Raw genomic sequence first — 17,679 nt, 5'->3', positions numbered from 1 at the left:
GATAGTTTCCTCACTTCACCACCGGATTTGATGGGGTGACTAACGAGGTTCGGCAGCGTAATCGGCCGGAGTAGCGTCCAGCACCAACCAACGCGTAGAGCGTATGTACGGCATCTACGCGGCCGGTATCGTTGCGGAGGAGGTTGCGGAAGGGCCGGCGCGTTTTGCGCCGGCCCGTTTTACCCATACCCCCTTAGGGGCACTATGGCTGAGGGGTGGCGGCCGCCCCGGGTGCCGCCCGAGACGCCGCGAGCCGCTGTCTGCGGCCGTGTTGGCGGCGCCGAGGCACGCTCGATGGCCTAAATTTTCTCGCAAACAGAACCGAATAGAATCTAGCAGGCGACGTTTACACCTACATGAAAGTGGAGCACAGGCCGAACCGCCGCCAACGAGAGTACAAGATTTGGAAACGCATAGAAACGCCGCGAAAACAAGGAATGAACGCGAGTGTCGCCACTACGAACCGGCGAACGCGGCCGTTAGTCGCCGGTCAGTCCGCTATTCTCGGGTACGGGTCAGTCCGTATCCGCACGTCGTCGCCGTCGATAGCGCCGTCATCGAGCGCGAACCCGAGCGTCTCCCCGTCCATCGCGAGCGCCGTGAACGCAACCCACTCCTCGCTGTCCGCGCACTCACTCCCCTCCTTCTCGCTCGGGGAGCTGTCCTTACTGGCCTCGAGGTCGACCGTAACGCCAAGGTCGTCGACGAGCTCGCGAAGGTCGTCAAGCGCGTCAACCGTGCGTAGGTCCTCGCGGTCGTACACGCGCGTTTCGCTGACCGCATCGAGCAGGCGTTCGGCGTCCTCCGGTGCGAGCCCGAGGTCTTCGAGGTGCTGGCGGACGCGGTCGTCAGCGCGCTCTGCGCGGTCCTCCGTGAGTTCCTCACGGTCGGCCTGAATCGAGTCGATGGCGTCGGCGCCGAGGTCTTCCAGGAACCGACTGGAGTACGCCACCAACGTCTTCGCGCCGCGACTGCGCGACAACAGACCGGGGTCGTCACCGCCAACCTCTTCATCGAGCCGGCGGACGTGCTCGCGAATCGTCCGCTTTGCCGCCCCGGTCTCCGTAACGAGGTCCTCGTAGGTGACCTCGCCGCGGCGCCGAACGACGTCGAGGATGTCGAGCACGAGGTCGGTGCGCGTCCGCGTCGCTTCGCGGTAGAGCGCGGGGACGAGGCTCTCGTAGTGCTTGCGCAGCCAGTAGCGGCGGCCTTCAGGATGCCGCCAGCGCGTGCGTGGGTTCTGTGCTCCGTCGCTGTAGTCGTCGGCGATGAGATCCGCCGCGGAGACGTCAGCCCACTCCAGGTGCGAGAGCAGAATCTCGTCGAGGGCGGCCATCACTTCGTCCCAGCGGTCCCACGGAATCATCTGCTCGACCGTGCGGCCGGTCTCGTCATCGACGACGGTTTCCTTCCCGTCGAGGGCGACCTCGAGCTTTGGCTGGTTGAGCGGGTACTCGACGTGGCCGGGGTCGTCGGGGTAGTAGAGCTTGATGAGGATGGGCGCGTCGAGGTCGGGGAAGCCGAGTTGGTTCCAGTCCTCGGTGCGAATCTTGGACTTGAGCCAGCGCGAATCCTCGTGGACGCCACGGGTTTCGACGTCGGCGTCGTGGCTCGCGAGCAGTTCGGCGCTCTGGCGAATCGTCAGCGCGAGGTCGTCGTCGACGTCTTCGGTCACGCGGTGATGGACCTCGGCTTTCGAGAAGGCAGCCGAGTCAGAGACGACGTCGCTCTGCTGGACGCCGTAGTTCAGGGTGTGGCCGAGCAGGTGAGCGGCGCGCTGAAGTAACTCTTCGGTCTGGTCGACCCATGTGGTCTGGACGCGGACGAGCGTGCCCTCGCCGTGGGGGAGCCGGAAGTTGTCGCCATCGGGATGCACGAGCTCGTCGTACTGTGGCTCCAGCTTCAACGACAGCGAGCGCGGCGGCGTACGGTCCCACGCGATGCTACCGTCCTCTTCGAGAGGCTGGACGGTGAGGTCGTAGCTGTACCACGGCGTGTAGTCGTTACCCTGGCCGGCGCCGGCCTTCCAGCGCGAGGAGGTGAGGGTGACAGCGTACTCGTCGGGCTCGTCTTCAGCGGGATGCTGATAGGAGCGCGTGAGGACGGCGTACTCGGTGCTGGAGTCGGGCGGGGTGACGGTATCATCTTCGTGTGCATACCACGCGGCGCGGGCGTGCTGGTAGGCGCTGCCGTCAGGTAGCTGACGGCCGTCGCCGACGTCGAACTTCCCGCGGAGGCTGTCGGCGTCGCGGTCGACGTCGTCGAGGACGAACTTGCCACCGCCGCCGTGTCGCGCGCCGCCGGGAAGTTCTCTCGCGGTCGTCGTGATGCCCTCGTTGCGCTCGAGGTCAACTCCCTCGTAGGGGTTACGAGCAGCCGGCGGCGAACTCCCGGTGTCCGGCCGACTCATTTCGACCCCTCCTCTGTGTCGACTTCGACACCGTAGCAGTAGGTGCGATGGCCGTAGTCCTCACCGCTGCCAGTCGAGAGTTCGGGCTCGCCACGGTCTTCGGCAATCTCTCGAAGGCGGTCCTTTACCGTCCTGATGTTCGCCGAGACGGTCGCCGGCTCGACGTCGCGCTCGTCGGCACGTTCCGCGCGTGTGAGGCCGACAATCTCCGTCCGCCGGAAGTCCTCGCGCGCTGTCGGAGTGAGCCACTCGCTATACTCGTGGAAGCGAGCGATAGCGCGGCCACTCTCGTGGTCGACGTCCTCACTCATCGTCGACCTCCAGAATACTATCGAGTTGGTCCCGAAGGGACCGCGCTGTCTCTCGGTCAACAGCTATCCGCGAACGTCCGTCGAAGTCGCCGAATAAGTCAAGGACTAAGCCAGACTGGTGTAGCCGCTTGGACGCCGCGACCTCCTCGGCAGAGACATAATCAACACGGGACTGATTACATCCTCGGCGACTCTCCGCAGATTCGTCGGTCACTGCGATCCCTCCAGTTCGCGCGCGCAGTCACCGCAGAGGACTTTCCCGTCGACGACCGCGCCGGCGTACGAGGAGCCGCAGCGGGAGCAGTCGGGTCCGGAAAGACTGTGCTCACCGTCACTCGGCATCGGCGTCACCCCATAGGGCGCGGCAGGCGGCGCAGAGAGCGATTTTCTCGAGGTTGCGGTCGGGAAGGCGGACGCGCCGGCAGTCGGGTCCGTCGGCGCCGCAGACGCGGCACTCGTCGGCTTCAGGCGCGTCCTCGGCAATCGTCTCCCAGTAGTCCTGGCGGCGAACCTGCGGGCCGCCGTCAGTCTGCAACTCGGACGCAGGGACGAACTCGCGGCCGCCAGTCAAGGCGACCACCTCGAAGAATGGACCGAAGGCTGGTCGAGTTTACGTGAGGTAAGTGGAAGCCGGCAAGGGCTTCCGAAGTACTTTTTTGCAGTATGGGGCCGGAGGGATTTGAACCCCCGATCGACTGATATCTCCGGTGCGCCTCGGAACTCCAGAGGGTCGTCGTCGCGGACCGATGATCAGTCGGCCGCTCGGTATACCAGTCTGGAATTTCGTCCCGGGCGCGTGGCCTCTGGAGTCAGTCGCCATGCCTGGCTTGGCCACAGCCCCTCGCGTTCCTCCGTACGGTGATTTGTCCTAAGTGCGTTTCGATTCGGCGGCTCCGGCGACCCCGAGAAGCCAACCGAGCTCGGACCGCGGCGACGAGGTTCGCGCGTAGCGATTGGCATTTCCGGGCGAGGAGCGAACGCCGGGGTATGACCGAGTACCCCATCGTGGTGCGGGAGATCGCCGGGAAGAAGCGTGTGGGCGTCGAGGAGGCGGAGGCCTTCGACGCGGACCTGCGGGAGATCGTCGCGGAGGCCTACGAGCGCGTGGACGTCGCGGACTACGAGGACGGAGAGGTCGTCGGGCACGTACTCGCGAGCGGCGACGACGTCGAGGACGTGCGGTGGACGGCCTAGTCGTCGCGCTCGCTCCACTCGCAGTCCTGGCACTTGTAGCCGGTGACGAACTCCGTCACCGAGGGCATGTAGCCGACGGAGAGGACGTCGCCGCCACAGTCGGGGCAGTCGCGGTCGGCGTCCTCGATGGGTTCGGCGTCCATCACGGACTCGCCCTCGACGAGCGCCGCGAGCTTCTTCGGGGTGACCATGCGGCCTTCGACGACGCGGTTGTCGGACATACTTGTGGGAGGGCAGCGGGCGGCTAAAGGCTTCTCCTCGCGGGCTTACAGCCAGGGCGCGCGCTCTTCGGCGCCGTCCTCGCCGGGGTAGCCGTAGGCGGCTTCGTCGTCGTCGGGGTCGTTGCCGCCGTCGGGCGTGGCGGGCTGTTCGCCGCCGGGGCCGTCGTCGACGGCGGGCGCGGGTGCGGGCGCCGTGTCGGCGCCGGCTTCGGGGTCGAACGCGAGCAGGCCGGCGACGCCGAAGACGACGAGCGGCGACTGCGACGGGACGAGCCCGAAGATGGACAGCGCGAGCGTGCCGAGCGCGACCGCGCTCCCGAAGCGGAAGCGGTCGATGTCCACGACTTCGCGGAGGTACGGCTGGAGCGCCACGACGGCGAGCGCGAACGCGACGGCGACGCCGCCGGCGGCGGCGGCGCGCAGCATCAGCACGGGGTCGGCGGCGAGCACGAGTTCGGCGCCGGCGGGCTGGACGCTCGCGACGAATCCGAGCCCGATGATGATGCCGGGCGACGGCAGGTAGTCGCCGATGGTGGAGCTGGCGGTCTTCGCGGCGATGGCGAGGATGACGAGCGCGGCGAAGCGCTCGAACGTCGGGATGTCGACGACCGTCTCGATGGCGGGCGCGAGCGCGGCCTCGGCGGCGGCGACGAGCATCAGCGGGATGCCGACGACGAGCACGGTCGCGGCCTGCGAGCGCGGGTCGTCGTCCATCTCCGCGAGGATGACCGCGAGCGTCGCGCTGCCGCCGAAGACGAGCAGCCCGATCTGGGCGATGCCGACGTAGGTGTCCAGGCCGCCCGCGAGCACAAGGGCGGCGAAGATGCCGTCCACGAGCGGGAGCAGCATGACGGTAGCGAGCAGCCGAGTGTCGCCGCCTACGCGTTGCTCTAGGCGGAGGGCGACGGGGTGGCGTGAGCTACTCATGAACTACGGGGCCTGTCTGGACGAGGTGTGGCTGGAGCGGCGATACCGGGGCGCCTGGGCCGTCGTGGTGGCGGGCGCCGCCGTTCCGAGCCAGAAGGCGAATGTCTCCATCAGCTTGCCGAAAAATGTGCGTGCGCTCTCGTCGACGGTGTGGTTACCGGCGGTACGCACTGCGACGGGACTGATGGAGTCCATATGTACAACCATTAGGGACGCACGCATAAAGATTGCGTGAGATGCGACCACATGTGGTGTGGGTCCGCAACCGCTGTTTAAGTACACAACTACTGTCCGTCGGCGGAGGTAGACGTTAGTCGAGAATTCGGCGGCTGCTCGTCAGAGAGTCTGACGTTCGTCGCTGCATTCCACGTCGGCTACACAATTGTCAGATGTCTGTCCGCGAGCGTTACACGAACGTGTTCACTACGTTGGCCCACGATAGTCGTTGGCGCACGTTCGCCCAATCTCGGAACGTTTTTGCCGCGCGCCCAGCGACGGTTTACATGGCGAACGATTCCTCGACGAACGGCCGGTTCTCCGAGAAGCTCCGCGTTCCGGAAGCGCTGACCTTCGACGACGTGCTCCTGCGACCCGCAGAGAGCCGCGTCGAGCCCGACGACGCCGACGTCTCCACCAGGGTCTCCACGAACGTCTCGCTGAACACCCCGATTCTCTCCGCGGCGATGGACACCGTCACGGAGTCCGACCTCGCCATCGCGATGGCCCGCGAGGGCGGCCTCGGCGTCCTCCACCGCAACATGGACGTCGAGGAGACCGCCGCCGAGGTCGAGCGCGTCAAGCAGGCCGACGAACTCGTCATCAGCCGCGAGAACGTCGTCACCGCGCGCCCCGGCCAGACCGTCAGCGAGGTCGACGAGATGATGAGCTACGAGGGCGTCTCCGGCGCGCCCGTCGTCGACGACGACGACGAAGTCCTCGGCATCATCTCCGGGACGGACATCCGCCCGTACCTCGAAGTCGGCGAGTCCGACACCGTCCGCGAGGCGATGACCGACGAGGTCATCACCGCCAGCGAGGACGTCACCGCGCGCGACGCGCTCGAGCTCATGTACGAGCACAAGATCGAGCGCGTGCCGCTCGTCGACGCCGACGACCGCCTCGTGGGCCTCGTCACGATGCAGGGCATCCTCGAGCGCCGCGAGCACGAGAACGCCGCCCGAGACGAGCAGGGACGCCTCCGCGTCGGCGTCGCCGTCGGGCCGTTCGAGACCGACCGCGCGACCGCCGCCGACGACGCTGACGCGGACGTGCTGTTCATCGACTGCGCGCACGCCCACAACGAGAACGTCATCGAGTCCGCCCGGGAGATCAGCGAGACCGTCGACGCGGACGTCGTCGTCGGGAACGTCGGCACCCGCGAGGCCGCCGAGGCCATCGTCGACTTCGCGGACGGCATCAAGGTCGGCATCGGCCCCGGTTCCATCTGCACGACGCGCGTCGTCACGGGCGCCGGCATGCCCCAGATTACGGCCATCTCCGAAGTCGCGGACGTCGCCGACCCCGAGAACGTCCCCGTCATCGCGGACGGCGGCATCCGGTACTCCGGCGACGCCGCGAAGGCTATCGCCGCGGGCGCCGACGCCGTCATGCTCGGCTCCTACTTCGCGGGGACCGACGAGGCCCCCGGTCGCGTCATCACGATGAACGGCAAGAAGTACAAGCAGTACCGCGGCATGGGCTCGGTCGGCGCGATGCAGTCCGGCGGCGGCGACCGCTACCTCAAGGACGAAGACGAGGACGAGGAGTTCGTCCCCGAGGGCGTCGAGGCCGCCACGCCGTACAAGGGCCCGCTCGCCCAGGAGCTCCACCAGCTCGTCGGCGGCATCCAGTCCGGCATGGGGTACGTCGGCGCCGAGACCATCCCCGAGTTCAAGGCCGACGCCGAGTTCGTCCGCGTCTCCTCGGCCGGCCAGACCGAGGGCCACCCCCACGACGTGATGATCACGGACGAGGCGCCGAACTACAGCCCGCAGAACGAGTAAGGGGTTCGCCGACCGCTCAGAGTCCTTTCCCTTCGGTCTCGCAGCGCGGACTGCAGTAGCCGTCGTCCGCGGCCACCGAGTCCTCGAACGCTTTGAACTCGTCGCCACAGCTCTGGCACTCGTACGTTTCCAGCGCCATGTGTGGCCGATTCGGCGCCTCGGGAAAAATTCGTTACGGTCGCGAGTGTCCGCTTCAGGCGTCCTCGCCCGTGACGACCACGGGGCGGTCGCTGTTCAGGATGACCGACTGGGTGACGCTGCCGAAGATGGCCTTCCCGGCGGGCGAGCGCTTCCGGCCGCCGAGCACGATGGCGTCGACGTCGTACTCCTCGGCGTCTGCGAGGATGTCGTCGGTGGTGTCCCCGGAGTCGTCCCGGACCTGGACGGTGACGCCGGCGTCCTCGAGGAACTCCTGGGCGCGCCGCACGGACTGGATGCGGCTCGCGGACTTGAACTGCTGGACGTCCTCCGGGAGGTCGCCGTTGTCGCCAGTGAACACGAACAGTACGATCGCTTCGACGTTCTCCGCCGCCTCCGGCAGGCTCGCGACGTAGCGGGCCTGCGAGAGCGCGCGTTCTACGTTGTCGTCGACCGGCACCAGCACGCGGTACATGTTCGGCACGACGCCCGTCGGGGGCTTAAAACCACCCGCAGTTCCCGAGACCTGGCGTCTGCACCGACTCGGGTGGTCGCGCCCTCAGCCGTCGTCTTCGGCGGCAGCGTCCTGGCCGATGCGGTGGAGCTGTGCCGCGAAGTCGTCCTCACTGAACTCCTCGGTGAGCGAGTCGACCTCCGCCTCCAGGGACTCGATCTCGGCCTCCAGCGCCTCGTACTTCGGGTCGTCGCCGGCGTCCGCGCCGTGCTGGGCGTCCAGGGCGGCGCGCTTCGACACCAGCTGGAAGTACCGCTGGACGGCCGAGTCGTGCTGCTTGCGCGCGAGTAATCGCTCGACGAGCTCGTGGAGCTCCTCGCTGGAGACCGGCTTGGTGACGTAGTCGTCGAACCCCATCTCGACGATGTCGAAGTCCGGATCGACGGCGGTCACCATCGCCACCCGGCAGTCGAGGCCGCGCTCGCGGACCTCCGCGAGCACCGCGTCCCCCGAGAGGTCGGGCATGCGGCGGTCGAGCAACACGACGTCGACGGCGTCGTCGAGCGCGCCGAGCGCGTCCTGTCCGCTGTAGACGGTCTCGACGTCGTAGTCGCTGGACAGCCACGCTGTGAAGAGGTCGGCGAGGTCGCGTTCGTCGTCCACGACGAGCACGACGGGGGAGTCCTGAGTGTCCATGTGCGGCGTCTGCTACCCGGTCCAACGCCGTCACCACGTTAACCAGTTTCGACAACTTCCGCCTCGCGGGTAGGTCGAACCCGGTCACTCGGCGAGCCACGCGCTGTGACAGTCGTCACAGCAGAACGCGAACAGGTGGAACTCGCCGTCGCCGAACCGCGTCGCGACCGGGTGCCACTCCGCGGAATCGTTCGAGTGTTCGACAGACGTTCGGAAGTTAGTTCGGACAGAAACGGACGTGAGACTGATAGAGTGCCGTTGTCAGAGAGAAGCGGGCCGGGCGCGATTTGAGACACGCGACCGCGCTCGCTTCGCTCGCGTGAAGTAGTCCCCTCCTTCTTCGGGTTATGCCAACTATGAACGACCGCTCCCTCGAACCAATCGAGCCAGAAGACGCGTTCGATTGGTACCTCGATGAGAAGGACGCAGAGTACAGTGAGAACACGCTCAACGCTCACCGAATCAGGCTTCAACACTTCGTCCGCTGGTGTGACGAAGTTGGATTGGACAATCTGAACGACCTCGACGGCAGGAAGGTCCACCGATACAAGACGTGGCGGACCAAGGAGGGCGACTTGAATCGAGTGAGCCAACGGACCCAGATGTCCACGCTCCGTGTGTTCATCCGGTTTTGCGAGAAGATTGACGCGGTGCCGGAAGGCCTCCACGAGAAGGTCTTGGTGCCGTCCATCAGCAAGAAGGAGAAGGCTCGTCGGAAGGATGTCGATACTGACGAGATATTGGCGGCTCTCCACTACCTTCGGAAGTACGAGTACGCGAGCAACCGCCACACAGCGCTCGAATTGATGTGGCACACAGCGATGCGACTCGGCGAGATTCACGGACTCGACGTGGAGGACTACTACCCTCAGAAGAGCTATATCAAGGTCAAGCACCGGGAATCCTCCGGAACGCCCCTGAAAAACAAACACAGCGGCGAGCGAGCAGTGAACCTATCTGAGGGAATGGGTCGCCTGTTAGACGACTACCTCGCCGACAACCGAATTGACGCGACGGACGACAACGACCGACAGCCCCTGATTTCGACTAACTACGGTCGGGTCTCTCGAACCGCGATTCGCAACTGGGTGTATCAGATGACTCGCCCCTGCGAATATGGGGAACCCTGTCCTGACGACCGTGACCCCGATGAGTGTGAGTACGCGGGAAGCTCGCCCGCCGCCGGCTGTCCGTTCAACTACTTCCCTCACGCGATTCGAAGTGCATCAATCACCTACCATCGAAACAACGGTTGGCCGGTCGAGCATCTCAGCGACCGCGTGAATGCCTCTCCAGAAATTATCAAGTCACACTACGACGAGCCAGAAGATGCTGACGCGCTTGCTCGTCGGGAGGAATTTATGAAAGACCTGTAGCACCCCCTGTCTGTGGGATTCCGTGAGGAGCCTCCTGAAGAGACGACAACGGTAGAGGGGAACCACCCAAGTCGAATTTTTCTAATCTGGGACACCGATAAGGCCGGCAGCGGATTACGACTGCTACGTATAGGAGGAGGGAGTCGTCATAGAACTATCATCAATAGACATATCTTCTCCACCAAGTGCGTGAATCACCTACTCAGTGTATTTGCGAATCAACCCAGTTCTATCTTATCAGCATAATCAATTTGGTAGTGGCCCTGATTATCTTCTACATCTATCACACCACTAATCATAATCGACTCTTGACTCTCCATCAAAGAATTCAAACGCTCGATGGAGCGAGTGCCAAACCTAACACTCGCTTCCACCGTGGAATCAGCGGGTACAGAGTTATTGTCTAATCCCTGAATTTTCATATATGGAGTCTGGTTTGACTCCAATTCTTCCATCTCCTCCCAAGTGAATTCTGTACCGGACGGTTCAAACCGTAGACGGGCATTCTTCGCTCGAACAACCCCGGAGCGTTTCCCTTCATTAGCAAGTGTGCACGGACTATAAATTCTACTTTTGCTTCCTGTCGAATTATGATTGGATTCTCTGGAGAGTGATTTACGAATTGAAATGTTTGACCGTTCCGTTACAATATGACTCCAGTAAAAATCTAAGAAGACGAATACTAACGTGGCTGAAGAAACAACACCCCCGCCGATAATTGCCCATTCGACAGTTGTGAAAGAGGGAATCACATCCCCTGAATAAATGGGCTAATTCTTTCAATCTATTCCTTGCACTTACCGTGAAAATCGGTGTGGCTGTGTTCCATCATACGGCTGGCCCCATTCTGGCAGTAAAAATGGCTCGGCCACGGTAGACCTCGATAAGGCGGCCCGTTCCGCTTCCATAGGTGTTCAAATCACCCTCCAATCCCCAAGAGAATACTTGGGTATTAGGGCCTCTTCTCGCCAATATTACTCGATAAGAATTTCAGCGGGCCGGGCGCGATTTGAACACGCGACCGACGGATTAAGAGTCCGTCGCTCTGCCAAACTGAGCTACCGGCCCAACGCATTCCACCGTTTGGCGGTGGAACTCAAATACGTTCTGATTCGGGACGGGACCGGAGCACCGTCGCACGGTTCACTCCCGCGGCAGTCGACGCCACGCACAGCGGGCCAGTCGAAAGTCGGACCGCAGCACGCCGAACGCCGGGTATTCCCGTCGTCGACGACAGGTCGGGAGGGTTAAGTGACGGGCTCCGGTATCCGGGTACATCATGAGCAGCCGGGCAACCATCTCCTCGATGTCTACGTACGCCATTCTCGGGTGCGGGAGCGTCGGGCACGCCGTCGCCGAGGAGCTGGTCGAACGGGGGAAGGACGTCCTCATCGTGGACCGCGACGAGTCCCGCGTGGAGGCGCTGCGGGACCAGGACCTGAACGCGCAGGTCGCGGACATCCGCGACGAGGAGGTCGCGGGTCTGGTCGCGGACCGGGACGTCGTCCTCATCATGGCGTCTGACGTCGAGGCCAACGAGGCGGCGGTGGCGAACATCCGCGGGCGGAACAGCGAGCAGTTCGTCGTCGTGCGCGCGAGCGACCCCGTGACCAGCGACGAGCTCACGGAGCTCGGCGCGGACGTCGTCATCAACCCCTCGTCGGTCATCGCGGACGCGGCGCTGCGAGCGCTCGAGTCCGGCGAGCTGGAGTACAAGGCCCGACAGCTCGCGGACGTCATCCAGGGCACGGAGGACCGGCTGGCGATCGTCACGCACGACAACCCCGACCCGGACTCCATCGCGGCGGCGGCCGCGCTGGACGCCATCGCCGACCACCTCGGCGTGGCAGCGGACATCCTCTACTTCGGGGACATCGGCCACCAAGAGAACCGCGCGTTCGTCAATCTCCTCGACATCGAGCTGACGCCGTTCGGGGACGTGGACATCGACGACTACGACACGGTCGCGCTCGTCGACCCGGCGAAGGCGGGCGACGTCACGCTCGACCGCGAGGTCGACATCTTCCTCGACCACTACGAGGTCGACGAGCAGTTCGACGCGGAGTTCGCGGACGTGCGGCCGAACGTCTCCGCGACGTCGACCATCCTCACGAAGTACATCCAGGAGTTCGACCTGTCCGTCAGCCAGGAGGTCGCGACAGCCCTGCTGTACGGGATTCGCGCGGAGACGCTGGACTTCCGCCGGGACACGACGCCAGCGGACCTGACGGCGGCGGCGTACCTCTACCCGTTCGCGGACCACGACACCCTCGAACAGGTGGAGTCGCCGAACATGAGCCCGGAGACCCTGGACGTGCTCGCGGAGGCCATCGCGAACCGCGAGGTCCAGGGCAGCCACCTCGTCTCGAACGCGGGGTTCATCAGCGACCGGGACGCGTTATCGCAAGCGGCCTCCCAGCTACTGAATCTCGAGGGCATCACGACGACGGCGGTGTTCGGTATCGTCGAGGACACCATCTACCTCGCAGCGCGCTCGAAGGACATCCGGCTGAACATCGGGCGCGTGCTCGCCGACGCCTTCGAGAACATCGGCGAGTCCGCCGGCCACTCCACGCAGGCCTCGGCGGAGATTCCGCTCGGCATCTTCACGGGCATCGAGGCCACCGAGGAGAACCGCGAGACGCTGCTGTCGCTCACGGAGGAAGCGGTCACGCAGAAGCTCTTCGACGCGATGGGCGTCGAGTCCGAGAGTTCCGGCGGCTCGAACGGCAGCTGAGTTCTCCCGCGGTCAGCCGACGGCTCTGATGAGCACGAACAGCGTCGCGACCGACGCGAGCGTCGTGAGGAAGACGTTGCGGGACGCGAACGCCCCGTCACCGCCGAGTTCGGTCGCGAACACGTACGTCGACACCGCGGTCGGCGTCCCGAGCATCACGACGGCGGCCGTGAACGTCGCCGTGTCCACCGCGAGCACGGCGAACGTCGCCCACGCGAGCACGGGCATCAGTCCGGCCTTGAGTGCGACGACCGCGCTGGTCGCACGGACGTCCGCGGTCGGCGAGTCGAGTTCCAGCGACGCGCCGACGCACAGCAGCGCGAGCAGCGCGAGCAGTCGGCCGACGACTTCCATGTCTCCGCGGAGCCGACACGCTGCCTTACGCTGTTCGGCTCGGGACGGCGTGAGAAGGAATTCGGGGACTAGTTCGAGCGCGCTGCCTCAGACCGCGACTTCCGCGTCCTCGTCGGGGTTCTCGTAGCGCTCGACGACGTCGTTGATGAGGACGACGTCGCCGACCGCGCGCACCCAACGGTACGGGATGATGACGCCCTTCTTCCCGGTCTCGGTGCTGGAGAACAGCTGGGAGTTGAGTTCGCTGAGCGCGAGGCCGTTGACCACTTCCGCGTCGAGGTTCAGGCGGACGTCTTCGACTTCCCCGACGAAGACGCCGTTGTTCGAGTAAACCTCGCGGCCGACGAGCGAGGTGATTTCGTCTGGTCCGGGTTCCATGTCCCGGTGATTGTGGCGGGCCACCTTAAGTCTTCGAGGCTCGCGTCCCGCGGATGTCAGACGCGCCTACTGGAAGCCGTCGAGTACCCCGCGGAGCGCGTCGAGCGCGGACGCGACCTCGCTGGGATTCCGTCCGAGGCTCACGCGGACGCGCTCCTCGTCGTCGAAGAACCGACCGGGCACGACGAGCACGCCCTCGTCCCACGCAGCCTCCACGAGTTCGTCGCCGCCGGCGTTCGCGGGGTCGAGGAACGCAAACGTCGAGCCGTCGGCGACGAACCCGTCGACGTCGTCGCGCTCGGCGAGGAACGACTCCAGGAGCTCGGTGTTCTCCGCGAGCAGCGTGCGCGAGCGCTCCGCGAGGTGCGCCTCGTTGTGGAGCGCGCGGCGGGCGAGCGCGCGGGACGTGCCCGCGGCCCCGTGGAAGTGGTGGGAGACCGAGCGCGCGCGCTCGACGAACTCGCGGTCCGCGACCAGCCACCCGATGCGGAGGTCGCCGAGCCCGTGGAACTTCGTCAGCGAGTTCGTGACGACGGTATTATCGAGTCCGGCAGCGGTCGGCCCGCCGAACGGGCCGTCGCGCTCCTCGGTGACGTACGGCGCGTACACTTCGTCGACGAGCAGGCGCGCGCCGGCGTCGCTGGCGACGTTCGCGAGGTCCGCGAGCGTCTCGCGTTCGGTCAGCGAGCCGCTGGGGTTGTGACGGTTCGTCACGGTGACAAGCTCGGTCTGCTCCGTGAGCGCGTTCTCCACGCGCTCGACGTCCAGCCGGTAGACGTCGCCGCGCAGGAACCGGTCGACCTCCGCGCCGAGCGCCGCCGGGGTCTCAACGAGCGGCTCGTAGGCCGGTTTCTCGACCAGCACGCGCTGTTTCTCGTCGCTGTCTTCGTCGGGGTCGAGGCCGAGCGCGGTCGCGGTGGCGACGACGTTGGCGAGCGTCGCGCCGGCGGTCACCAGCACCTGGTCGGGGTGGACGCCGTACGCGCCCGCGATCTGCGTCTCCACCGTCGCGCCCTTCGGCGGGTCGTCGAGGCCCTCCAGCGGCCCGGGCACGGCCTCGGGCTCGTGGCCGCGGTCGCCGCGCAGGTCGCTGGACGCGAGGTCGTACAGCGCGACCTCGGGCCGGCCGGAGATCCACTCGAGGTAGTCGAGCCGCGGGAACATGCCCGAGACTCCGGCCTCGCGCGGGAAAGTAGTTACCGCTCGCGCTCGCCGGCAGGCGCGGCGGCCACCGGAAACCGTTAGGCGCCGCGGCTCCGACCCGCACGCGTGGACGACCTCGCCGACTGGCTGCGCGACCGCCCGCACTACGACGGCCAAATCGTCGACGAGCGCACGCTCCCCGGGCGGGAGGCGCGCACCCGGGACGTCGACCTCGAATCCCGCCTGTCGTCGGCGCTCGCGGGCCGCGGCATCGACGCGCTCTACGACCACCAGGCCGACGCCGTCGAAGCAGTCCGGGACGGCGACGACGTCGTAATCGCGACGGAGACGGCCAGCGGGAAGAGTTTGGCGTACACGGTGCCGGCGTTCGAGCGCGCGATGGACCACGGCGGCCGCACGCTGTACGTCGCGCCGCAGAACGCGCTCGTCGCCGACCAGGAGGAGACGCTCTCGAACCTCGCGAGCGACCTCGGGTTCGGCAGTCGCGTGCAGGTGGACACGTACACCGGCCGGCTCTCCCGCTCGGAGAAGCAGGCGGTGCGGGACCGCCGGCCGACCGTCCTGCTGACGAACCCCGAGATGCTGCACTACGCGCTGCTGCCCCACGGCCACCGGCTCTGGGAGTGGTTCTTCTCGGGGTTGGAGACGGTCGTGATAGACGAGGTCCACGAGTACCGCGGCGTCTTCGGCGGGCACGTCGCGCACGTGCTGCGCCGCTTGCGTCGTGTGTGCGAGCGATTCGACGCGGACCCCGAGTTCGTCTGCTGCTCGGCGACCATCGGCAACCCCGTCGAGCACGCCGCGCGCGTGACCGGCAAACCCGAGACCGGGTTCGCGCTCGTGGACGACGACGCGAGCGAGCGCGGCCCGCGGCACTGGCTGCTGTGGAATCCCCCCGAGGAGGCCGGCGGCGAGGGCCGGCGCCGGTCTTCGCACGTCGAGACGCGGCGGCTGATGGCGGACCTCGTGACGCGCGGCCACCAGACGCTGGCGTTCACGCGCTCCCGACAGGGCGCCGAGCGCAACGCCACGGGCACTGCTGACGACCTCCGCGAGCGCGGCGAGCACGCCCTCGCGAACGAGATTGCCGCGTACCAGGCGGCGCTCACGGACGACCGCCGGCGGAGCCTCGAAGCCGGCCTCCACGACGGCGGCCTGCGCGGCGTCTGGAGCACGAGCGCGCTCGAACTCGGCGTGGACGTCGGCGGCCTCGACGCCGTGCTGCTGGACGGCTACCCGGGGACGCGCATGAACACGTTCCAGCGCGCGGGGCGCGCCGGCCGCGGCACCGACCCCGCGGCTGTCGTGCTAATCGCTGGCGAGGACCAGCTCGACCAGTACGTCATGCACCACCCCGAGGAGCTGTTCGAGGGGGACCCCGAGAACGCCATCGTCGACCCCGCGAACGAGCACCTGCTCGACCCGCACCTCGCGTCTGCCGCGCGGGAGAACTGGCTGTCGCCCGACGACGAAGCGTACTTCCCGCGGTTCGACGAGCGCGTGGAGACACTGGAAGAGCGGGGCGTGCTCGAACGCCGCGACACCCGGGAGGGGACGCGGTGGACGTACGCTGGCGACGGCAGCCCCCAGCACGAGATGAGCCTGCGCTCTATCGACGACCGCGAAGTCCGGCTGCTCGACCCCTCCGGCGACACCATCGCGTCGATGGAGTTCTCGGACGCACTCCGGGACGCCCACCCGGGCGCCATCTACCACCACCAGGGCCAGCGCTACGAGGTCGTGGACCTCGACCTCCACAACGAGGTCGCAGACCTCCAGCCGACGTACGCCGACCACTACACGCGCGTGCTCACGGACAAGGACATGGACGTACGGGCGGACCGCGAGGAGCGCGCGCCGTTCGCCCGCGAGGACGTGTCGGTGCGGTTCGCGGACGTCACGCTCACCGAGCAAGTCACGGGCTACGAGCGCCGGAACGCCAAGCGCGGCGAGACGGAGGCCACCGTTAGTCTGGACCTCCCCGAGCAGACCCTGGAGACGCGCGCACTCTACTACACGGTGCCGCCGGACGTCGAGGCCGACCTGCGCGCCGGGGGCGACCTCCCGGGCGCGATTCACGCCGCCGAGCACGCGATGATTTCGATGTTCCCGACCGAACTGCTCTGCGACCGCGGGGATATCGGCGGGCTCTCGACGCCCGTCCACCCGCACACGGGGCGCCCGACCATCTTCATCTACGACGGCTATCCGGGCGGCGTGGGGCTCGCGCGCGCCGGCTTCGACGCGGTCGCGGGGCTCGCGGAGCGAACGCTCGCGATGCTGGAATCCTGTGACTGCGCGGACGGCTGCCCGGCGTGCGTGCAGTCCCCGCAGTGCGGGAACGCCAACGACCCGCTCGACAAGGAGCTCGCGATCGACCTGCTGGCCGCGCTCACCGGAGCGTGAACGGTGCGGGGGAGGCGTCGAGCGTGCACAGCGAGTGGTACCGGAGGTAGCTGACCACGGGGACGCTCGCCGCGGCGAGGACGACGATGCCGACCAGCGCCGCGACCGCGACCGCGACGGCAGCAACGGGCGTGACCGTCCCCGCGAACAGCACGAGGCCGGCGGGCGCGACGATGATCGCGCCAGCGAGGCTGAACACGATGCCGGCGCCGAACAGCAACACGAGTTTCACGAGGACGTACGCCGCGAACTGCCGCCACTCCGCGCGCAGCGTCGGCCAGAAGCGCCGCCAGCCCTCGAACACGCCCACGCCGTACTCGGCCATCAGCGGCACGACGAACGCCGTCGTGAACTCCGCGACGAGCGCGCCGGACGCGGCGACGGCGAACAGCAGCGGGACGGTCACGACGCCCGCGAGCAGCGGCAGCGCCGTCCCCGTCGTCAGCGCGAGGAACACCGGAGCGGCGACGCCCGCGCCCGCGAGCAGCACGGCCAGCGTGACCGCGGCGCGGAGCACGAACACCCGGAGGCCGGGGCCGAGCCGGTCGCGGAACGGCCCGAGCACGCGGACGTGTCGCGACCGCAGCGCGTCCACGAGCACGAACTCCATGACGGCGCCGACGGCCGCGAACAGGATGCCGACGCCGACGGCCGCCGTGGCGACCGCGAGCGCGGCCGCGACGAACGCGGGGTCGGTCACCACGTCGGCGTACTCGGTGACCGCCTGCGGCGGGACTTCCCAGGAGACCGCGGGCGTCTGCGGCGGCGACAGGCCCGCCAGCATCGCGACGACCGCCAGCCGGAGCCACGTGTCGGCGTCGAACGGGAGCAACAGCGCCTGCGTCTCCGCCAGCGCGTCGTCCAGCGACTCGACGGCGTACCACGACATGCCCGGAGCTTCGACGCGTCG

Annotated in this window: 18 protein-coding genes, 2 tRNA genes and 1 pseudogene; 5 read left to right on the top strand and 16 right to left on the bottom strand. The window is 66.8% G+C overall.

What is annotated here, in order from left to right; genetic code table 11:
• Positions 1–490: 490 nt before the first annotated feature.
• The 4 genes from G9C83_RS07215 to G9C83_RS07200 all read right to left on the bottom strand — a co-directional run bounded on the left by G9C83_RS07215 (position 491) and on the right by G9C83_RS07200 (position 3,562).
• Complete coding sequence (locus G9C83_RS07215; RefSeq protein WP_167245416.1) at positions 491–2,410, bottom strand: hypothetical protein; 1,920 nt, start codon at positions 2,408–2,410, stop codon at positions 491–493.
• Positions 2,407–2,721 (bottom strand): hypothetical protein, encoded by a 315-nt coding sequence (locus tag G9C83_RS07210; RefSeq protein WP_167245415.1) that lies wholly within the window; start codon positions 2,719–2,721, stop codon positions 2,407–2,409. Before G9C83_RS07210 ends, G9C83_RS07215 begins: the two co-directional genes overlap by 4 nt.
• Before the next feature lie 331 nt (positions 2,722–3,052).
• Complete coding sequence (locus G9C83_RS07205) at positions 3,053–3,292, bottom strand: hypothetical protein (protein WP_167245414.1); 240 nt, start codon at positions 3,290–3,292, stop codon at positions 3,053–3,055.
• A 93-nt stretch (positions 3,293–3,385) separates the two neighbouring features.
• Positions 3,386–3,562, bottom strand: a tRNA-Trp gene (locus G9C83_RS07200).
• Between the two features lie 146 nt (positions 3,563–3,708).
• Here G9C83_RS07200 and G9C83_RS07195 point away from each other — a divergent pair.
• Positions 3,709–3,915, top strand: a complete 207-nt coding sequence (locus G9C83_RS07195; RefSeq protein WP_167245413.1) for a hypothetical protein — start codon at positions 3,709–3,711, stop codon at positions 3,913–3,915.
• On the opposite strand, the gene G9C83_RS07190 is transcribed toward G9C83_RS07195, so the two are convergent.
• Genes G9C83_RS07190 through G9C83_RS07180 form a run of 3 tightly spaced genes read right to left on the bottom strand, consistent with a single transcriptional unit; the run spans position 3,912 to position 5,258 of the window.
• Complete coding sequence (locus tag G9C83_RS07190; RefSeq protein ID WP_167245412.1) at positions 3,912–4,136, bottom strand: DUF5795 family protein; 225 nt, start codon at positions 4,134–4,136, stop codon at positions 3,912–3,914. The genes G9C83_RS07195 and G9C83_RS07190 overlap by 4 nt on opposite strands.
• A 45-nt stretch (positions 4,137–4,181) precedes the next feature.
• Positions 4,182–5,063: a DUF5794 domain-containing protein gene (locus G9C83_RS07185; RefSeq protein ID WP_167245411.1), complete on the bottom strand. Its 882-nt coding sequence runs from the start codon at positions 5,061–5,063 to the stop codon at positions 4,182–4,184.
• 3 nt (positions 5,064–5,066) lie between these two features.
• Positions 5,067–5,258: a hypothetical protein gene (locus G9C83_RS07180; protein WP_167245410.1), complete on the bottom strand. Its 192-nt coding sequence runs from the start codon at positions 5,256–5,258 to the stop codon at positions 5,067–5,069.
• A 308-nt stretch (positions 5,259–5,566) separates the two neighbouring features.
• On the opposite strand from G9C83_RS07180, the gene guaB reads away from it, so the two are divergent.
• Positions 5,567–7,066, top strand: a complete 1,500-nt coding sequence (guaB, locus tag G9C83_RS07175) for an IMP dehydrogenase (protein WP_167245409.1) — start codon at positions 5,567–5,569, stop codon at positions 7,064–7,066.
• A 16-nt stretch (positions 7,067–7,082) separates the two neighbouring features.
• On the opposite strand, the gene G9C83_RS16145 is transcribed toward guaB, so the two are convergent.
• From G9C83_RS16145 to G9C83_RS07165, 3 genes are all read right to left on the bottom strand, one after another.
• A complete protein-coding gene (locus G9C83_RS16145) occupies positions 7,083–7,205 on the bottom strand; it encodes a hypothetical protein (protein WP_279587137.1) in 123 nt (40 codons plus the stop codon).
• 54 nt (positions 7,206–7,259) lie between these two features.
• Positions 7,260–7,679: a universal stress protein gene (locus G9C83_RS07170; protein ID WP_167245408.1), complete on the bottom strand. Its 420-nt coding sequence runs from the start codon at positions 7,677–7,679 to the stop codon at positions 7,260–7,262.
• 84 nt (positions 7,680–7,763) lie between these two features.
• Positions 7,764–8,354 (bottom strand): response regulator, encoded by a 591-nt coding sequence (locus G9C83_RS07165; RefSeq protein ID WP_167245407.1) that lies wholly within the window; start codon positions 8,352–8,354, stop codon positions 7,764–7,766.
• Positions 8,355–8,710: 356 nt separating this feature from the next.
• Here G9C83_RS07165 and G9C83_RS07160 point away from each other — a divergent pair, with 356 nt between their 5' ends.
• The gene (locus G9C83_RS07160) at positions 8,711–9,730 is read left to right on the top strand and encodes a site-specific integrase (protein ID WP_167245406.1); all 1,020 of its coding nucleotides are present in this window, start codon (positions 8,711–8,713) and stop codon (positions 9,728–9,730) included.
• A 218-nt stretch (positions 9,731–9,948) separates the two neighbouring features.
• On the opposite strand, the gene G9C83_RS07155 is transcribed toward G9C83_RS07160, so the two are convergent.
• Together G9C83_RS07155 and G9C83_RS07150 are read right to left on the bottom strand one after the other, a co-directional pair.
• Positions 9,949–10,482: a hypothetical protein gene (locus G9C83_RS07155; protein WP_167245405.1), complete on the bottom strand. Its 534-nt coding sequence runs from the start codon at positions 10,480–10,482 to the stop codon at positions 9,949–9,951.
• A 242-nt stretch (positions 10,483–10,724) separates the two neighbouring features.
• A tRNA-Lys gene (locus tag G9C83_RS07150) sits at positions 10,725–10,798 on the bottom strand.
• Positions 10,799–11,009: 211 nt separating this feature from the next.
• Between G9C83_RS07150 and G9C83_RS07145 the strand changes: the two genes are divergently transcribed.
• Positions 11,010–12,467 carry a DHH family phosphoesterase gene (locus G9C83_RS07145; protein ID WP_167245404.1) on the top strand — a complete coding sequence of 486 codons (1,458 nt, stop codon included), beginning with the start codon at positions 11,010–11,012 and terminating at the stop codon, positions 12,465–12,467.
• A gap of 12 nt (positions 12,468–12,479) precedes the next feature.
• Here the strand turns inward: G9C83_RS07145 and G9C83_RS07140 are convergent.
• The 3 genes and pseudogenes from G9C83_RS07140 to G9C83_RS07130 form a co-directional block, all read right to left on the bottom strand.
• Positions 12,480–12,821: pseudogene (locus G9C83_RS07140) on the bottom strand (AEC family transporter); the annotation flags it as partial.
• A gap of 87 nt (positions 12,822–12,908) precedes the next feature.
• The gene (locus G9C83_RS07135) at positions 12,909–13,199 is read right to left on the bottom strand and encodes a PRC-barrel domain-containing protein (RefSeq protein WP_167245403.1); all 291 of its coding nucleotides are present in this window, start codon (positions 13,197–13,199) and stop codon (positions 12,909–12,911) included.
• A gap of 66 nt (positions 13,200–13,265) precedes the next feature.
• Positions 13,266–14,363, bottom strand: coding sequence for a pyridoxal phosphate-dependent aminotransferase (locus G9C83_RS07130; protein ID WP_167245402.1), 1,098 nt, complete (start codon positions 14,361–14,363; stop codon positions 13,266–13,268).
• Between the two features lie 105 nt (positions 14,364–14,468).
• On the opposite strand from G9C83_RS07130, the gene G9C83_RS07125 reads away from it, so the two are divergent.
• Positions 14,469–16,769, top strand: a complete 2,301-nt coding sequence (locus G9C83_RS07125; protein ID WP_167245401.1) for a DEAD/DEAH box helicase — start codon at positions 14,469–14,471, stop codon at positions 16,767–16,769.
• Here G9C83_RS07125 and G9C83_RS07120 read toward each other — a convergent pair.
• Positions 16,756–17,658 carry a hypothetical protein gene (locus tag G9C83_RS07120; protein ID WP_167245400.1) on the bottom strand — a complete coding sequence of 301 codons (903 nt, stop codon included), beginning with the start codon at positions 17,656–17,658 and terminating at the stop codon, positions 16,756–16,758. The genes G9C83_RS07125 and G9C83_RS07120 overlap by 14 nt on opposite strands.
• Positions 17,659–17,679: the final 21 nt, after the last annotated feature.

Source organism: Halobacterium sp. R2-5 (assembly GCF_011734195.1).
Classification (GTDB): Archaea; Halobacteriota; Halobacteria; order Halobacteriales; family Halobacteriaceae; genus Halobacterium.
The sequence above is the reverse complement of the archived record's forward strand: the minus strand, read 5'-3'. Positions and strand labels throughout refer to the sequence as shown.